The sequence below is a fragment of the Verrucomicrobiota bacterium JB022 genome (genome assembly GCA_030673845.1).
Classification (GTDB): Bacteria; Verrucomicrobiota; Verrucomicrobiia; order Opitutales; family Oceanipulchritudinaceae; genus WOUP01.
Genome location: JAUTCQ010000015.1, coordinates 129,044 through 147,012, shown reverse-complemented (window position 1 = coordinate 147,012; position 17,969 = coordinate 129,044). Strand labels below are relative to the sequence as shown.

14 protein-coding genes are annotated in these 17,969 nt (G+C 62.1%); 11 read left to right on the top strand and 3 right to left on the bottom strand.

Annotated elements, in window-relative coordinates:
* Positions 1-74: 74 nt before the first annotated feature.
* Together Q7P63_11160 and Q7P63_11155 are read right to left on the bottom strand one after the other, a co-directional pair.
* On the bottom strand, positions 75-1,343 hold the full coding sequence (locus tag Q7P63_11160; GenBank protein ID MDP0500646.1) for a glycosyltransferase: 1,269 nt from the start codon (positions 1,341-1,343) through the stop codon (positions 75-77).
* 8 nt (positions 1,344-1,351) lie between these two features.
* Positions 1,352-3,598 carry a hypothetical protein gene (locus Q7P63_11155; GenBank protein ID MDP0500645.1) on the bottom strand — a complete coding sequence of 749 codons (2,247 nt, stop codon included), beginning with the start codon at positions 3,596-3,598 and terminating at the stop codon, positions 1,352-1,354.
* A gap of 403 nt (positions 3,599-4,001) precedes the next feature.
* Between Q7P63_11155 and Q7P63_11150 the strand changes: the two genes are divergently transcribed.
* The 8 genes from Q7P63_11150 to Q7P63_11115 all read left to right on the top strand — a co-directional run bounded on the left by Q7P63_11150 (position 4,002) and on the right by Q7P63_11115 (position 11,625).
* Entirely contained in the window at positions 4,002-4,391 is a 390-nt protein-coding gene (locus Q7P63_11150; GenBank protein ID MDP0500644.1) for a hypothetical protein, read from the top strand.
* A gap of 237 nt (positions 4,392-4,628) precedes the next feature.
* Complete coding sequence (locus Q7P63_11145; protein MDP0500643.1) at positions 4,629-5,111, top strand: HIT domain-containing protein; 483 nt, start codon at positions 4,629-4,631, stop codon at positions 5,109-5,111.
* Positions 5,111-6,172 carry a PhoH family protein gene (locus Q7P63_11140; GenBank protein MDP0500642.1) on the top strand — a complete coding sequence of 354 codons (1,062 nt, stop codon included), beginning with the start codon at positions 5,111-5,113 and terminating at the stop codon, positions 6,170-6,172. The genes Q7P63_11145 and Q7P63_11140 overlap by 1 nt, the downstream gene beginning before the upstream one ends.
* A complete protein-coding gene (locus Q7P63_11135; GenBank protein MDP0500641.1) occupies positions 6,169-8,733 on the top strand; it encodes an HDIG domain-containing protein in 2,565 nt (854 codons plus the stop codon). Before Q7P63_11140 ends, Q7P63_11135 begins: the two co-directional genes overlap by 4 nt.
* A gap of 3 nt (positions 8,734-8,736) precedes the next feature.
* Positions 8,737-9,195 carry an rRNA maturation RNase YbeY gene (gene ybeY, locus Q7P63_11130; protein MDP0500640.1) on the top strand — a complete coding sequence of 153 codons (459 nt, stop codon included), beginning with the start codon at positions 8,737-8,739 and terminating at the stop codon, positions 9,193-9,195.
* A gap of 97 nt (positions 9,196-9,292) precedes the next feature.
* Positions 9,293-9,988, top strand: a complete 696-nt coding sequence (locus tag Q7P63_11125) for a DUF502 domain-containing protein (protein ID MDP0500639.1) — start codon at positions 9,293-9,295, stop codon at positions 9,986-9,988.
* A gap of 4 nt (positions 9,989-9,992) precedes the next feature.
* Complete coding sequence (locus Q7P63_11120; GenBank protein ID MDP0500638.1) at positions 9,993-10,616, top strand: recombination protein O N-terminal domain-containing protein; 624 nt, start codon at positions 9,993-9,995, stop codon at positions 10,614-10,616.
* A 79-nt stretch (positions 10,617-10,695) separates the two neighbouring features.
* Entirely contained in the window at positions 10,696-11,625 is a 930-nt protein-coding gene (locus Q7P63_11115; GenBank protein MDP0500637.1) for a hypothetical protein, read from the top strand.
* A gap of 42 nt (positions 11,626-11,667) precedes the next feature.
* On the opposite strand, the gene Q7P63_11110 is transcribed toward Q7P63_11115, so the two are convergent.
* Positions 11,668-12,114: a hypothetical protein gene (locus Q7P63_11110; protein MDP0500636.1), complete on the bottom strand. Its 447-nt coding sequence runs from the start codon at positions 12,112-12,114 to the stop codon at positions 11,668-11,670.
* A gap of 288 nt (positions 12,115-12,402) precedes the next feature.
* On the opposite strand from Q7P63_11110, the gene gyrB reads away from it, so the two are divergent.
* The 3 genes from gyrB to gyrA are packed head-to-tail and all read left to right on the top strand — an operon-like array spanning position 12,403 to position 17,852.
* On the top strand, positions 12,403-14,913 hold the full coding sequence (gene gyrB, locus Q7P63_11105; protein ID MDP0500635.1) for a DNA topoisomerase (ATP-hydrolyzing) subunit B: 2,511 nt from the start codon (positions 12,403-12,405) through the stop codon (positions 14,911-14,913).
* A gap of 47 nt (positions 14,914-14,960) precedes the next feature.
* Positions 14,961-15,368 carry a GxxExxY protein gene (locus Q7P63_11100; GenBank protein ID MDP0500634.1) on the top strand — a complete coding sequence of 136 codons (408 nt, stop codon included), beginning with the start codon at positions 14,961-14,963 and terminating at the stop codon, positions 15,366-15,368.
* Positions 15,369-15,419: 51 nt separating this feature from the next.
* Positions 15,420-17,852, top strand: coding sequence for a DNA gyrase subunit A (gene gyrA, locus Q7P63_11095; protein MDP0500633.1), 2,433 nt, complete (start codon positions 15,420-15,422; stop codon positions 17,850-17,852).
* Positions 17,853-17,969: the final 117 nt, after the last annotated feature.

The following is a 17,969-nucleotide window of genomic DNA, read 5'->3' as shown; positions in this document are numbered from 1 at the left end:
CTGCTTCTACGCCGTGCCCTTCAGGCTATATCTATTGATTCTGACGTGTGTGTCCCAACTTCCTCGCTGTTGTATCAGGCTAACAAAGATTTTGCGGCTTCGTACTTTTCAGCTAGCAGGCTCCATTCCGAATCGAGGCGATCCATGATTTCGCTCCATGCATCCTTCGGTTTGTTTTCCACCGGGTGGGTGGCGTCGAAGGCTTCCCGGGCCTCGCGGTAGACTTCCAGCATGCGCTCGGCACAAACGCCCCGGTCAAACTGGTTGGCGGCGGCGCGGGCCTGCTCGGAGTAGCGGCGGCGAGTATCGTCGTCGCCCATCATGTCGAGAATGGCAGCAGCGAAGCCTTCGGCAGAGGTGGTATCGGGCAAAACGCGGCCCGAGTAGCCGTCTTCGATGCAATCGCGCGCGCCGGGGGCGTCGATGGCGAGCACCGGAGTGCCGCCGGCAAACGATTCCGCCAGCACGATGCCCTGTGTGTCGGTCTTGGAGGCAAAAACAAAGAGGTCCATGCCCGAATAGGCATCAATCACATCCTGGCCCTTGAGCACGCCGGTGTGGACGAAGCGGTCGGCCAGGCCCGCAGACTGCAGCGATTCGCGGATCGGCTCCACCAACTCCCCTTCGCCAACGAGCAGGAAGTAGAGCTTGGGGTCTTGCGCCATCGCCTGTTGCACGGCTTCGGCCACGTAATCGAGATTCTTTTCGCGATTCAGGCGGCCCACCTGACCCACCACGCGGGCCTCGGGCGGCAAGTTCCACTTTTGGCGGAATCCCTCGCGGTCGCCATTGCTGAAGTCGCTCACCTGGATGCCGGTCGGCACGACGCGCACGGGCTTCTTGATCCCGCGCTCTTCGAGCAGGCGTTTGATGCTCTCGGTCGGAGCGATCACGAGGTCGCACAAATTGCCATATTGCACGGAGAGCGTGGCGGCAAAGCGGCGGGTGTTCTCGTTGTCCACCATGAAGTAGTGGGCATAGCGCTCATAAAGCGTGTGGTGGGTGAAAATCAGCGGTGCACGCCACTTGCGGGCCATGCGCAGCGCCGTGTCGCCCAGCATGAAGGGCTGGTGCGCGTGCACGATGTCGGGCTGGATGGCCTCCATCCAGTGGTCGATCAGGCTGGGCGTGGGGAACTGGATCGAGAAGTTCTTCTCGGTAATGCCCGTAATGGCCGGGACACGGAGCACGCCTTTGCCCGAACGGGCCGATTCGCCATTCTCGTCGCGCGCCTCGGGGGTGATGATGCGCGTGAAGTGCCCCATCTGGCCAAAGTCTTCGCAAAAAGTCTGGACCGACTTTTCGATACCTCCCACCAGCGGGAGGTATGTATTGGTAAACATCGCAATGTTCATGAGATCGTCTGCAGGGAAAGAGTGACGCGCTCGGCGCCTTCCGGCAACCGCTCCGGCGAAAAACCGGGCAGTGCAATTTCGATCTCGGGCCGCTGGCCGCGCCATTCGCCCAGCACCTGCACCTCCAGCTCGTCCTCGAGGTGGCGCATGGCGACGCGGACTTCGCCCCACGGGGTGGGTGCGGGGCCAAAGCTCATCGGCTCGCCGCTCTCGATCCACTCCGGCAGCAGGCCGGAGCCGATCACCAGGCGCTCGCCCTCTTCGCGGACGAAGGCGTTGCGCACCCACATAAAGAATTCGGCCGAGGCCCAGCCATGCTGGCCGTCGCCAATGCAACCGCCCTTGGTGTGCGGGTGGATCGCCTCGGGCCATTGGCCAGTGGCGGAGGCCATATCGACGACGGCGCGCACGACGTCCTGCCAGCGGTTGTCGCCGTGGCGCAAGAGCGTCTGGGCGATGTCGAGCGTCAGGTAAATGTTCATGCCCGAGTGGGTCATGTCCTGGAAGAAGCCGCCTTCGACCCAGCACTTCTTGAGGAAGAAGTCGACCGTCTTGGCGATGCGTTCGTCGCCCGCCGGGTAGAGCTGGAGCGGATAGTCGGCCACGAGCACGCCAATCGCGCCCGAGTCCATGCGGCGGTAGGGCGAAGCCGGAATGGCTCCCCTGCCCTTGCGCAGCGCAAAGTTTTGGATGGAGCGCTCGACGCAGGCGCTGTAGTCCTCCGCCAGGCTGCGGCAGAGGCGCGCGGTCTCCGCCTTGCCACCCTCGGCAAAAGCGTCGGCCGTAAGTTGCATGCCGCCGATGGCCCAATAATCGTCCCAGTAATAATGGTCGTTGGGGCCAAAGTGCTCGGCGCTGAACCCAGCGGGGAGGAGCCCGGCGTGGCCGGAATCGTCCTTGGGCATGCGCTTGTCGCCCAGCCAGCGGACCGCTTTCTCCATCGCGTTAAGCCACTCGTTGGGCAGCTTTTCGGCAAAGAGCTGGTGGTAGCGGCCATAGGCCCAGAGGACTTCGCCATTGGAGTCCCACTCGCCTTCCTGCGACTCGAAGTAGCCGTCGGCGCGCTGCTTGGTGGGGAAATAGCTGAGGTGCTTGGCCGCGCGGTCTTTCAAGCCCAGCGCCATGACGGCACCAAGCATGATTGCGGCGTCGCGGAACCAGAAGCGGCGGTAGGTGTAGGGGCCGGGATAGATCTTTTCCGCCGAAAGGTGGATCAAGGAATTGACCGAAGCGTCGTAGACAAACTGGAAACGCTTGTCGGGGATGCGAGCCTGCGCGCAAGGGCGACGGGCGGCCTCCCAGGTGGTAGGCTTCCACTGCGGGTGGATCTCCTTGGCCGGGCGCGCGAGCGGCACCTCGATGGAGGCATGAAATTCTTCCCCCGGCTTGAGCGGGAACACCGCTGCCGCCGTGGCCATGCCGACGCGGCATTTGACCGACTCGCTGGCCTCCGACACCGGCAACTCGTGGTAGACGTCGCCATCGTGGTAATTGGAGGCAAGGCAGTATTCGGGGCGCGTCTTGAAGCGGACTTCGTCCTGGTTGTTCACCAGCCAGCTCCGGTTGTCCGGGCGGGTTTCGACACTGTCGATAAAAGAGATGCCCTCGGGGTTGTACGGGCGCAGGCTGATCACGAGCCAGCCACCCGACTGCGAGTAGGCGTGGTAATCCAGCTCCAGCCACGGGGTCTGCTCCGCCCGGCCCAAAGCCTCGCCCTGCAGCCGCATGCCGTCCTTTTCGGTCCGGGTCTTGAGGCAATGGTTCTGCACTGCCAGTTGCTGCTTGGCTTGATCGCGCCGACTGGGGATCAGGCGTTGGCCGTCGGCGCCCAGAATCCAGGCGTCGATCGACCAGCCATCATGCATCGGGGTCACGAGCCCGCGCGGGTCGACAAGGCTATAGAGCCCGAGATCCGGCAGCCCCACCGCCGTCCAGTTACGGTGCGTGAGGTTGATGTGGCTGAAATGAAAGGCCCGGGGCAGGAAAGAGGGATCGCGCGGGTTGAATTGTCGCTCGATCCAATAGGGCCAGATCCAGTCGAGGTTGTGCTGGATCGCCCGGGTGTTGATCAAACCGCGCGAATGGAAGAGCACGGCGTGCCGCACAATTTCGAGCGGCATTTCAAATTCCGACGGTTGGGCGAAGTTACGCACCCGCGCCAACGTCGTCGCCGGGTCTGCGAACCCATAGGAACGCGCGGCCCGGCGGATGAGGTAGTTCCACGGCAACCATTTCCAAAGCATGATGCGAGGGGGTTTGCCATTATTGTGCCAATATTTCCCGAATTCGCCACCGCCGGCGCGATAACGGCCTTCCTGAGCGGCCTCCCGCGCCGTTGCCCCAGGTGAAAGGTGACCTGCCTGCTCACGGTAAAACTTCACCTTATGCAGCCTGCAACGTTACACATAAGCATCGTGCAAAGTGTCGTTGACAACGTTTTACCGAGCGGAAACCCCCTAGTTGCACAATGCCAACATTACACCTCACAACTACCTTGCGGAAAGCACCAATAAGCGCCCAGCCTTCCACTCAGATTCAATAAAACATGCTCTATGCCCCTAAAAACTAAGAGTTAACGCAATTCCCTTCAGAAATGGCACGCGTCCGGCCTTGATGATAGGCGAAAACTTCAACCCTCATCTTATCATGAAGAAGACTACCCGCATTCTCGCCCTCGGCCTCCTCACTCTCCCCGCCTTTGCCTATGCCCAGGAGAGCGTAAGCTATGATGTACCGACCCCGTTGGCTCCCGACTACTCCGGCAATCAGGTAGACCGCGTGACCGGCTCGCCCACGGAGATCGAAGAGGCCGTCGCCGCTCGCCTCAAGGCGACCTGGCGTAACCGCATGGACGTCTTTCAGAACTACGACTTCAAGATCCGGCAAGACTACGACAACATCGCCCTCCGTTTCGAGGAAGGACGCGTCATCGTCACTGGAGTCGCTGCCAATGAGCGCGCTCGTGACAACCTCCTCAGCGACCTTCGTGCCGTGACGACCTACGAGGTCGACAGCCGCCTGCGCCTGCGCAGCTAGCGCCCGCCAGCCGGCCCAGCCGACTTTCCCAGCCCGCCGACTTTCCGTTGGCGGGCTTTTTGGCGCTGGCAGGTCATTTAAGGATTCTGCTTTACACCGGCGGACACGATCTCACACTACAGGAGCGGTACTTGTTGCCGCCACCAAGTGCTCCCAGACCATCCGGGGTTGCGTTTCCCAAGCCACCCCCTTTTATTTTGCGACTTCACCTCCGAATCGATTGCCCGAGAGAGCACTATGGATATATTGCAATCATATTGGCGCATGGAGTACGTTACGGCGGCTCCCAAGGAGAAGTCGCGTAACGACCGGCTCTTTGAGGACTTGCCCAAACAGGACGACCGGGAGGCCCTGATCGTCCATCGTGGAGAATACCATTACCTGATTCTCAACCGCTTTCCTTACAATCCGGGCCATTTAATGGTGATTCCCTACCGTGCGGTGGCCGATCTTAAGGAACTGAACCAGCCCGAACGGGCGGAAATGATGGACCTGATCATCTACGGGCAAGAGCTTTTGACCCGCACCATGAAGCCGGACGGCTTCAATGTGGGCTTCAACCTCGGGAAGTCCGCCGGCGCCGGCATCCCCCACCATTTGCACGCCCACATCGTGCCCCGGTGGGATGGCGACACCAATTTCCTCCCCGTGATCGGCAAAACCCGCACCCTCCCCCAGGCGTTGGAGCAGACCTGGGAACGGCTCAAAGCAAACCTGTAATGGCCGAACAAACCCTCTACTTCCAGAACCCGCGCGCCCTGGCGGAACTCTACTGTGGGGACGATGCGCTACTGCGCCAGCTGGAGACGGGCTTCGGCGTGCAGGTGGTGACGCGCGACGACTGGATCCAGTTTGCCGGGGCCGACGAGGGCGTGGCCAAGGCGACCGATCTGTTCGACATCCTGCGCCTGGCCCGCGAGCAGGGCATCCGCATCACCGTCAGCGATTACCAGAATACCTTCCAGGAAGTGGCCGAAGGGCATGCGCAAGAGCTGCGCCGGGTGTTCGCCGAGCCCCTCGTCCTGCCCTTCAAGCGCAAGAGCGTCGTGCCCAAGACGATCAACCAGAAGCGCTACCTGCAGGAGATTCGCGACAAGGAGGTGGTCTTCGGCATCGGGCCCGCCGGCACCGGCAAAACCTACCTCGCGGTGGCCGCCGCGCTCGACGCCCTCTTCAATGAGCGGGTGGAGCGCATCATCCTCACCCGCCCTGCCGTCGAAGCCGGTGAAGCGCTTGGCTTCCTCCCGGGCGACTTGACGGAGAAGATCCTGCCCTACCTGCTGCCCCTTTACGATGCGATCTACGACATGCTGGGCCAGGCCGACGGGCGCCGCCTGATCGGGATGGACCAGGAAAAACGCGAGGGTAGCGAGCGTACCTCCAAGATCGAGATCGCCCCCCTCGCCTACATGCGGGGCCGCACCCTTTCCGACGCCTTCGTCATCCTCGACGAGGCCCAGAATACCACGCACGAGCAAATGATGATGTTCCTGACGCGTCTCGGGAACAACAGCCGCATGGTCATCACGGGCGACAAGACGCAAATCGACCTGCCCCGCAGCAAGGTCTCTGGCCTGCGCGAAGCGGAACGCATCCTGCAAGGAACCCCCGGTATCAAGTTCCATTACTTCGAGGGCCGGGACGTGGTGCGCAACCCCATCGTGCAGCGCATTATCGACGCCTACCAGCGCGATGCCGAGAGCCAGTTCCCGGTCGCCCGCCCCGCCCGCCGCACTGAAGCGACGGCGACCCAGGCCGGTGCCGTCCCCGACATCACATGACGATTTTCCGCAAGTCCAAGAAAGCCCAGGCCGAGGCCAACCGCCGCAAGCGGTTAAAGGGCCCCCGGCTTGAGCCGACCCAGCAAAAGGGCCACCAAGGGAGTCTGCTGGACACGGGGATCTTTGCGCTCTTTGCGCTCCTCGCCGTCATCATCTGCTTCGTGGGCCTCTCCCCCGCCGGTCCGGTGCTGCAAGTGGGCCAGGTGGCCCGGGTGCGCGTCGTTTCCGAGCTGCCCTTCTCCTACGAGAGCAAGCTGTTGACGGAAGACCGCGTCGAAGCCGTCCGCCGCACGGTGCCCCCGGTCTTCCGGGTCGATCTGGCAGAGTTCGAGCAATTTGAGAAAAACCTGGGCAGCACGATGGAGCGGCTCGCTGCCTACGCTGGCCTGCCCGAAGGTGCACAGAGCGAATTGACCGCGTTGACGCCCGACGAAGTCAACCGCTTCCTCGAAAGCGAAGACGGCGGCAACCCCTACCGCTTCAACTCCAGCGATCTGGCCATCCTGATCAACAAGCTGACCGCCGAGCGCCGGCAGGAAGCCGTGCAGGAAGGCCTCGTGCTGATGCGCGACTTGCTGGAGACGGGCATTTACGACGCCGAAAATGGTGCTTTCCAGGCCACGCAAGGCCGTTTGCGCTTCTTCGATGTGCACGACCGGCAGGGCCGCGTCCAGCAAGTCGAGATCCTCAGCCTCGAAGACGCCCTGCGCTCGCTGCGGATCAACCTGACGGCCCTCGACATCCCCCGCGAGTCTTCGATCGCACTCTTTCGCCTGCTGCGCCCCGGCCTGCAGCCCAACATCCTCTACGACGAGCAGCGCACCAACGAGCGCATTGCCAAGGCGGTCGCCTCCATCGAGCCCGTCTCGGTCGAAGTGCGCGAGGGCGAGATCATCATCGAGCCCAATACCACCGTTACGGACCTACAGAAGGAGCAGTTGGAAGCCTACCGCAAGGAGCTGCGCGCCAGCCGCGTCTCGCAGGTGGGCCTCGAAACGCTGCTGATCGAGCGCATGATCATGACGCTGATCATCGTCGGCGGCGCCGCGCTCTACCTCCATACTTTCCATCAAGCCTACTCGCACAACCGCCGGTTCATCGTCACCGCCGGCTTCGCCATCCTGCTCAACCTCGGGCTGATCCGCCTGTTGTACGAGCTGGGGACGGGGCCGCTAGCCGAGACGAATCCGCTGTTGCCCTCGCTCGCGCCCTACCTCTTCCCGGTAGCGCTGGGGCCCATTGTGATCGCCATCCTCGTCGGCACCGGCCCGGGCATCCTAGCCGCCGCGCTGATCTCGGTGATGACGGCCATGATGCAAGGCAACTCGCTGGCGATGCTGATCGCCACGCTGCTTGCAGCCTTGATCGGCATCTATTCGAGCCGCCGCATCCAACTGCGCGAGCGCGTGGTGCGGGCCTGCTTCACCACCGGGCTGGCGATGGCCGTGTTTGCAGTGCTCATCGGCCTGCGCGACGCTCAGGAACCGGTCGTGATCGTCTACCAGATCATTTCCGCGATCCTCACCGGCCTCATCACCGGCATCATCGTGGTGGGCCTGTTGCCGCTCGGCGAATCGATCTTCCGCTACACGACCGACATCACGCTGCTGGAGCTGACGGACTTCAACCACCCCCTGCTCCGCAAGATGCAGATGGAGGCCCCCGGCAGCTACCACCACAGCCTGATGGTGGCCAACCTGGCCGAAAACGCCGCCGCCACCATCGGGGCCAACCCGCTGCTCTGTCGCGTCTGCGCGCTTTTCCACGACATCGGCAAACTGGCCAAGCCGGAATACTTTACCGAAAACCAGCGCGACGGCTACAATCCGCACCTGGAGCGCAACCCCTCGATGAGCGCCCTGGTGATCAAGAGCCACGTGAAAGAGGGCGTGCAACTGGCCAAGCAGTATCGCCTGCCCAAGGTGATCATGGATGTGATCCGCCAGCACCACGGCACCAGCCTGATCCAGTATTTTTATTACAAGGCGATCGAGCAGCAGCGCGAGGCCATCGTCGAAGACCCGACCGGCCGCACCCCGCGTATCGAGCTGGACAAGGTAAACGAGGACACTTACCGCTACGAGGGCCCCACCCCGCAATTTACCGAAAGCGCGATCATCATGCTGGCCGACTCCATCGAGGCCGCCAGCCGCAGCCTCCGCAAGGTGACGCCCCAGAGCGTCGAGGAGCTGATCGAAAAGATCGTGCGCGCGCGGATCGAAGACGGCCAGCTCGACGCCACCCCGCTGACCTTCCGCGACTTGAAGAAGCTACGCGAAAGCTTCGCTTTTACCCTGCTGAACAGCCTCCACGCCCGCGTGGAATACCCGAAGGATTCGGACAGCGACAAGAAGCGCGCCAAGAAGACCCGCCCGCCGTTTGGCGCCGGAGGCTCACGCGCGCCCTTCCCCGGCGAGACCCGCGTGCCCTTCCCGGCCGACACGGAGACGGCCAGCCCGCCCGCCAATGCAGCGCGGCAAAAGCCCTCCAGCGGTGGCGGCCTGCCCTCGGCCCCCAGCCAGCAACCGGCACCCTCCTCCCCGCGCGAGGAACACCGCTAATTTATGCCCCGCCTTGTCGAAGTAGTGAACCGCGTCCACGGCCTGGAGCTGGTCGAAGAAGATTTCGCCGCCATCGTCCACCGCCTGGACGAGCTGGGCGACTGGACCGTGCCCGATGGCGACCTGAGTGTCGCCCTGATCGACGAAGAGGAGTGCGGCCAACTGCATGGCGACTTTTTCGACGACCCGAGCGTGACCGATGTCATGACCTTCCCGGGCGAAGAAGAAGACTACGCAGGCGACATCGCGATCTGCCTGCCCTTCGCCGCCGAAGAGGCTCCGCAGCACGGCTTTACCCTGCGCCAGGAGGTAACGCTCTACCTCGTGCATGGTTGGCTGCATCTCGCTGGCCTGCGCGACGACACGCCCGAAAACACCCAGGCCATGCGCGCCGCCGAAGCCCGCTGCCTCGAAGTGATCGGCCAGGAACAGCTCTGGCCCGAGCTGCGCTGGAATAGCTGAGACGCCCGCCAGTGTGTGAAAAGGCCTGCTACGCCCGACCATCCGTACCGGGGGTACTTGCCAAGGCTCCAATCCGTGCCAAGCTAGCTTCACGATCATGCTTTTGAAGCCGCTGCGCAATTGGTTCATCTCCGGCCTGCTTTTGCTCGCCCCGGTCGGCGTCACCCTTTTTGTCTTCAACCTCCTCATCAAGCGCGTGGGCGTGCCGGTGCGGGAGATGTTCGACGATTTCATCCGGCCGAATTACCTGGCGAATCCCTTCGTCGAGCTAGGCCTCAACATCGCGTCGGTCTTCCTCGTGGTGCTGATGGTGGCGATCCTCGGCTGGTTCTCGCAACTGCTGCTCGGTCGCTTCCTCGTCAACACCTTCGAGCGGATCGTCGACAGGCTGCCGGTGGTGCGCAGCCTCTACAACTCGGTCAAGCAGATCCGCGACACGTTTGTACAGCAGCAGAAGGCCGTCTTCCAGAAGGCGGTGCTGATCGAATACCCGCGCAAGGGCGTGTGGGTGCTCGGCTTTCTCACCAGCGACGGGCGGGGCGAAGTGCAGCACAAGACCGAGGCGCAGCTGATCAACATCTTTGTGCCCACCACGCCCAACCCCACCAGCGGCTTTCTGCTCATGGTGCCGAGCGAGGAAGTGATCGAACTGGAGATGTCGATCGCCGACGCCATGAAGGTCATCATATCGGGCGGCGCGGTCGTGCCCCGTTATGATCCAGTGACGGGCGAGAGTATCCCCGCCCCGGCCCCCGTTTTGCCCTCCACGCCCAACAAATCGCACCACAAGTAGCCCCATGGCCTCTGCCGAGCGCACCTTCGAAGTGCTGGTGCTGGGTCGCGAGCCCGGTGGCGAGGCCCATTTGCGCACCTGGTGCCTAGAGCGGGAAGATGGGCGCATGATGCTGCTGCAGCGCATGGCCAAACGCAAAAACCAGCCGCTGGCCGCGCTCGACCTCTTCGACCATGCGGAGGCTCACCTCGACCGGCGCAAGGGTAGCGGCCCCGGCTTTCTCAAGGACGCGATCCACATCGCGCGTCACCCCGAGCTGGCCCAGCACTACCCGTCCTTTCAAGCCGCGGCGCAGTGGAATCGTTGGGTGCGCGACAACGTGCCCGACGGCCAGCCGGTGCCGGAGTTGTTCGAGCTGACCCTCCAGACCTGGCGTGCGCTGATCCGCAGCCGCAAGCCGACGCTCGTGCTGCTAAAGGCGCTCTTTCGCTGGACCCGTGCCGAGGGCTACCCTGTCAACGAAGGTTGGCTGGCACGGCTGCCGGACGAAGAGCGGGCGGAGGCCTACCACTGGCTGGCCCATCCGCTGAGCGAGCTGGAAGCGGTGGAAGATGCGCACGCTAAGGCATCTCTTCAGAGCCTGCAGAGGTTTCTCACCTACGAGGCAGAGCTACGACTTGCCGATTAGGCGCACGGCTGCTTATGCTTGCCTGGGCGGCGGGAAATGCCGTTGCCCCCGCTGTTTTCTCCCCTACGCTAAGCCCGTCATGCTGAAAAGGTCCCGCCTGCGCCTGCTGTCCTTGCTGTGCCCGATCCTGTTGCCCGTTTGCGCGTTGCCAGCCCAAACCGGAAGCACGGCTTCAGCGCCCAAACCGTCCAACCCTCCCGCGGTCGGCAGGATCGAGCGGACGCAGACGCCCCCGCCCCAAACCGACGAGACGGCAGCGAAGATTGTCGACCTCGTGGTGCAGGCCCTCGGTGGCCAGGAAGCTTTCGCGAGCCTGAAGAGCCTCAAGGTGGTGACGGATTTCGTGGAGCCGACGCAGGAATACACGATCACGACTTTTGCCCAGGCCGATGGGCGCTATCGCGAAGAGCGCTACCGCTACCACCTCGGCTGGGAGCACTTGCAGGTGCAGGTGACGGATGGCCAGTTTGGCTGGGCGCGCGAGCTGAAGCCGGAGGCCAAGCCGGGTGACTACGTGGTGGGCCCAGAGCTGAGAAAGCTGCAGCAGAAGGCGGATTTTCGCGGCCCGTTTGGCGATTACCGCGACAAGGGCTACGTCTTTCGCTACATGGGCACGAGCGAGATCGCAGGCCGCCCCGTCTACCTGCTCGACGTGACGCTACCCGATGGCAGCCAGCCGCGCTACTTTATCGACAGCGAGCGCTTTTTGCCCGTGGCCGTGCGCCAGGCCGACGAGTTTGCCGGCGTAAAGCAGGAGGCGATGTTTTTCTACAAACGCTACAAACGCTACGAAGGCGTGCTCCTGCCGGTCGAGATCGAGGCGCGCATCGACGGCCAGCCCTACCGGACCGCCACCGTCTCCTCCGTCAGCGTAAACGCAGACTTCCCCAACAGCTTCTTCCACGTCCCCCGTCAGGCGCTCTTGCGCTCTGCCAACCGCCCGGCCCCCGTCGAAACGGAAGCGCCGAGCGGAGACATCCAGGGCGTCTACCTCCGCCGGGCGAATTAGAGCCGAGGTGGCCTCTCGGGCACCCGATTGGGTGCCAGAGCGTTACCCGCGCTTGTTCTTGCCGCCGCCGACCAGCTCGAGGTTTTCGAGGCCGTTTTCGGCAAATTCGAGGCTGTAGCGCTGCATCAGCGGGGCCATGGCTTCGATGATCTGCGGGCTGAAGTCGTCGGCTTCCACCAGCTCGGGGTTGCTGCGGCCGAGATCGCGCGTGGCCAGCTGCAGGGCCAGCTCGTTCCAGAACACGGTGTCGGCATAAGGGTCGAGGATCTTCTCGTGCAGCTCGAACTCGAAGCCCTCGCTGGGCACGATCTCGTCGTCGAATTTTTCGACGCAGTCGGCGCAGCCCAACTCGGGGGCGAGGGCGCGCAGCTTGGCGCACAGCTCATCGTGGCCCTCTTCGCTCGCCTCCGCCGCTTCGGCGACCATGGCGCCCACGTGGACGAGTTCGAGGAGAGTCCGGAATTCCTTGTTGGTGAAATTGATCTTCATGTTGCCCTACCCCGTAGAGGGATATCCCAGCCCCGGCAAGAGTAGTCGCAAAAGTTTGCGGAAAGACACCACTTCGTCACCCAAATCGCCCCAGTATGAAATAACCATATACAGTGAGTCAGATTGGTGCAATTTGCCGAGCGGTGAAATGGCTGCTGAAGCCGCTTGCGCAGCGGCGGGAAGAAAGATGCCGCGATGACCTTGGGAACCGCATTTTTCTCTGGCCACGGGGGCCCGTTTCCGGCAATCTGGACGTTTAACATTCAGGCTTAATTTCGTTCATTATCAATGAGTACCGACACAGCGAACAAAGGCTCCTACGACGCCTCACAAATTCAAAAGCTTGAAGGCCTCGAGGGGGTGCGCAAGCGGCCCGATATGTATATCGGCGACACCAATGAACGGGGCTTGCACCACTGCGTTTTTGAGATCGTGGACAACTCGATCGACGAGGCCTTGGCCGGTTATTGCGACACGATCAAGGTAACGCTCCATGGAGAAGGCTCCGTCAGCGTGGAAGACAACGGGCGCGGAGTCCCGGTCGACATCCACCCCAAGTACAACATGCCCGCCCTCGAGCTGGTGATGACCAACCTCCACGCGGGCGGCAAGTTCGGCAAGGGCGCCTATCAGGTGTCCGGCGGTCTGCACGGCGTGGGCGCGAAGTGCGTGAATGCCCTTTCCGAATGGTTCGAGGTGGAAGTCAGCCGCGACGGCAAGGTGCACCACATGGCCTTCAGCCGCGGCAAGACCACCGAGAAGCTGAGCGTGATCGGGGCGACCAAAAAGAATGGCACCAAGATCAGCTGGCTGCCCGACCCGGAGATTTTCCAGACGACGCTGGATTACAAATACGACCTGCTGGCCAAGCGCCTGCGCGAGCTCGCCTTCCTCAACCCTGGCATCACCATCATGATCCAGGACGACCGCAGCGGCAAGCAGGAGCAGTTCCTCTTCCGCGACGGCCTGGCCGAATACGTCCGCTACCTCAATCGTGGCAAGACGGTGCTGCACGACGACCCGATCGCCTTCAATGGCGAAGCCCCGGCCAACGAGGCCAACATCGAGGGTGCCAAGATCATGGTCGATATCGCGCTGCAGTACAACGACACGTTCAATGACCAGATTTTCTCCTACGCCAACTCGATCCACAACTTCGAGGGCGGCACGCACTTGAGCGGTTTCCGCACCGCCCTGACGCGCGTGATCAACAATTACGGCAAGGCCAACGGCATCCTGAAGGAGAAGGACCCGAGCCTGAGCGGCGACGACGTGCGCGAAGGCCTCACGGCGGTCATCTCCGTCAAAGTGCCGGAGCCCCGCTTCGAGGGTCAGACGAAGACGAAGCTCTCCAACGGCGAAGTCGATGGCATCGTGCAGAAGATCGTGGGCGAAAAGCTCAAGTACATCTTCGAGACCGATCCCAACCTCGCAAAGAAGATCATCAGCAAGTCGCTCAATGCCGCTCGCGCCCGGGAAGCCGCCCGCAAGGCCCGCGAAACCGTCCGCAAAGGCGCGCTCTCGAGCGGTGGCCTGCCCGGCAAGCTGGCCGACTGCTCCGAGAAGGACCCGTCGATCTGCGAAGTGTTCATCGTGGAGGGTGACTCGGCCGGTGGCTCCGCCAAACAGGGCCGCGACCGCCGTTATCAGGCGATCCTGCCCATCCGGGGCAAGCTGCTCAATGTCGAGAAGGCCCGCCTGGACAAGGTGCTCAACAACAACGAAATTCGCGCCATCATTACGGCGATGGGTACGGGTATTGGCGACCACGAGGGCGACGGCTCGTTCGACGCCACCAAGGCGCGCTACCACAAGATCATCATCATGACGGACGCCGATGTCGACGGCGCCCACATCAGCACGCTGCTCCTCACCTTCCTCTACCGCCAGATGCGCGGCCTGATCGAGAACGGCTACGTCTACATGGCCCAGCCGCCCCTCTACAAGATCAAGCGCAAGAAGCGCGAGCAGTACATCGACAACGACGACCAGCTCAACCGGATCCTGATCGAGCTGGGCTCGGAAGATGTGACGCTGCTGCGCCTGCGCGACCAGCACCAGTTCCCCGGTGCAAAGGTCGACAAGATCGTGGAAAACCTCGCCTACCTCGAGCGCCTGGGCAATGGTGTGAGCCGCTACGGCTGCACGCTCGACCGTTTCCTCGATCAGCACGACGCCGACCACGTCTTGCCCAAGTACCTCGTGCGCATCCGCACCGGTAATGAAGAAAAGTTTGTCTTCCTCAAGAACGAGGAAGAGCGCACCCGCTTCATCACCGCCGAGGGCATCGAAGACGCCTACGCCGAGACGATCGTGCGCATGGTACCGACCGAAGACGGCTCGGGCAAAAACCGCATGGTCAATCAGCGCCTGAGCATCCACGAAATCTTCGAAGGCACCGCCATGACCAAGGTGATGCGCGAAATGGCCCGCCTCGGCCTCTCCGTCGAAAAGTGGAGCCGCGACAGCGAAGCACGCTACCACCTCTTCGAAAACTACGGCATGGAGAAGAAGGAGACCAAGCTGGAACTCTTCAGCATCCTCGACCTGCTGCCCGCCATCCGCGAGCTCGGCCGCCGCGGCCTCAGCATCCAGCGCTACAAGGGTCTCGGTGAGATGAACCCGAAGCAGCTCTACGAAACCACCATGAACCCGGAAACCCGCCGCCTCCTGAAGGTGAACATCGACGACGCCGCCAAGGCCGAACTCACGTTTACCATGCTCATGGGCGACGACGTCCCCTCCCGCCGCGCCTTCATCGAAGACAACGCGCTGAACGCTACCAACCTCGATATTTAAGAATAAATAGGAATAATTGGAACAGGAGTTAAAAGGAGTTAAAAAGAGTGATTGCGAAACAAGCATCCCATCAGGAACTTAGCGCTGCGATTCTGAAAGCAGCTTATAGCGTTCACACCGCGCTGGGGCCTGGGCTGCTCGAATCTCTTTACGAGCAATGTCTCGCCTACGAATTGACCACTCAAGGTTTTAAATGCGAACGACAGAAGCTGGTAAAAGTTCGTTATCGGGACTTGGTCTTGGAACACACTCTGAAGTGCGACTTGATTGTGAATAATGCAATCATCGTAGAACTAAAAGCTGTCGAAGCCATCATACCAATTCATAAAGCACAAATCATGAGCTATATGAAGCTATTAAACCTAGAGGTAGGCCTTCTGCTGAATTTTCACGAAGTCTCGCTCAAAAACGGAATCCACCGTCTCTACCTGAACGAAAAGCAGCACTCTTTTTAACTCCTTTTAACTCCTGTTCATTAATCAATTTCCTTTTCCCACTTTCTCCTCATGTATTCTGCGAATGAAAAGCTGACCCCGACGAACATCACCGAGGTGATGGAGCGGGCCTATATCGACTATTCGATGTCGGTGATCATCAGTCGGGCGCTGCCGGACGCACGCGACGGGCTCAAGCCGGTGCAGCGACGCATCCTCTACGCCATGATCCGGCAAGGGATGCTCCACAACCGCCAGTTCCACAAGTGCGCCAAGGTCGTCGGCGATGTGATCGGTAACTACCACCCGCATGGTGACCAGGCCGTCTACGACACCCTCGTGCGCCTCGCGCAAAACTGGGTCATGCGCACTCCGTTGATCGACCCGCAAGGCAACTTCGGCAGTATCGACAACGACCCGCCCGCCGCCTACCGCTATACCGAGTGTCGCCTCACCTCCGCCGCCGAAGCCCTCTTGCAGGACCTCGACGAAAACACGGTCGACTTCGTCCCCAACTACAATGAGGAAGTGACCGAGCCGAGCGTGCTACCCAGCTCCCTGCCCTCGCTGTTGATGAACGGCTCGACGGGTATCGCGGTCGGCATGACGACCAACATCCCGCCGCACAACCTCGGCGAGTTGATCGACGGCACCATTACCTTGATCGACAACCCGCAGCTCGAACTCGACGAGCTGATGAAGATCATCAAGGGGCCCGACTTCCCCACCGGCGGCAGCATCCTCGGCAGCAGCGGCATCGACAGCTACATGCGCACCGGCCGCGGCATCGTGCGCATGCGCGGCGTCGTGCACACCGAAGAGATCAAGGGCGGCAAGGAACAGCTCGTCATCACCGAGATCCCCTACAACGTCAACCGCGCCAACCTCGTCTCCAAGATCGCCGAACTCGTCCAGCAAAAGACGATCGAAGGCGTGAGCGACCTGCGTGACGAGTCCGACGAAAACACACGCATCGTGATCGAGCTCAAGCGCGGCGAAATCCCCCGCGTGATCGTCAACAAGCTCTTCAAGCACACCCCGCTCGAAAGCTCGTTTGGCGTTATCCTGCTCGCGCTCGTCAACCGCCGCCCGAAGGAGATGAACATCAAGGAGCTGCTCGAAGTCTACATCGAGCACCGCCGCGAAGTCATCCGCCGCCGCACCGAGTTTCGCAAGGCCAAGGCCGAAGCCCGCGCGCACATCCTCGAAGGCTACCTGATCGCGCTCGACAACCTCGACGACTTCGTGCGCATCATTCGTGCCTCCGCCAATCGCGAAGAGGCCCGCGAGCGCCTGATGGAGCGCTACCCCATCACCGAGCGCCAGGCCAACGCGATCCTCGACATGCGCCTCTACCAGCTCACCGGGCTGGAGCGCGACAAGATCCAGGCCGAATACGACGAGCTGATGCGCCTCATCGCCGAGCTGCGCGAGATCCTCGAAAACGAGCCCAAGCTGCTTGCCGTGATCAAGGACGAGCTGAAGATCATGCGCGACAAGTACGCCACCCCGCGCAAGACCCAGTTTGTCGACGACAGCGGCGAATTCCGCATGGAAGACCTCATCGTCAACGAAGGCTGCATCATCACCGTCTCGCGCAAGGGCTTCATCAAGCGCACCAAGGTGAGCGACTACCGCAGCCAGAAGCGCGGCGGCAAGGGCATCATCGGCTCCGGCGCGCACGACGACGACTTTGTCGAGCGCCTCTTCACCGCCAGCACGCACGACTACATGATGTTCTTCATGAACAGCGGTCGCGTCTATGTGGAGAAGGTCTACGACATCCCCGAAGGCACCCGCGTGGCCAAGGGCCGCAGCCTCGCCAACGTCCTTGAGATGCAGAAAGACGAGACCGTGGCTGCGATGATCCCGATCAAGGATTTCGAAGCGGCCGACTGGCACCTCGTGATGGCCACCCGCAAGGGCATCGTGAAGAAGACGGCGCTGGTCGACTACCGCAACTTCCGCAAGGGCGGCATCATCGGCATCAACATCGACGAAGGTGACGCCCTCATCGGCGTGCAGCTCGTGCGCCCGCAAGACGAGCTGGTCATGGTCACCCGCCGCGGCATGAGCATCCGCTTCAACGCCGAAGAGCAACTGCGCCCAATGGGCCGCGCGACCCGGGGCGTCAAGGGCATCACGCTCAAGGACGACGACGACTCCGTCGTGACGATCGAAGTCATCGACCCCGAAGCCAAGCTGCTCATCGCCGGCGCCAACGGCCAAGGCAAGCGCACCGAGTTCGAGGAATACCGCGTGCAGAACCGTGGCGGCTCCGGCATCATCGCCATCCGCACCGAAGCCGTGGTCGGCGCCCTCAGCGTGCGCGACGAAGACGAAATCATGCTCCTGACCCGTAGCGGCCAATCCATCCGCTGCCCCGTCAACGGCATCCGCGTCGTCGGCCGCAGCACCATGGGCGTGCGCCTGATGAACCTCGCCCAAGGCGACAAGCTCATCGGCATCTCCCGCGTCGTCCAGGTCGAGGAAGAAGAAGCCTAAATACGGCGGATTCGACGGTTTTTGGCAGGCAGGCTCCCACCACGGGGCCTGCCTTTTTTGCGCGTGGCTGGTTGCGCAGCCGCATCTCCTTGCGCCGACAACTTGCGACCCCGAGCC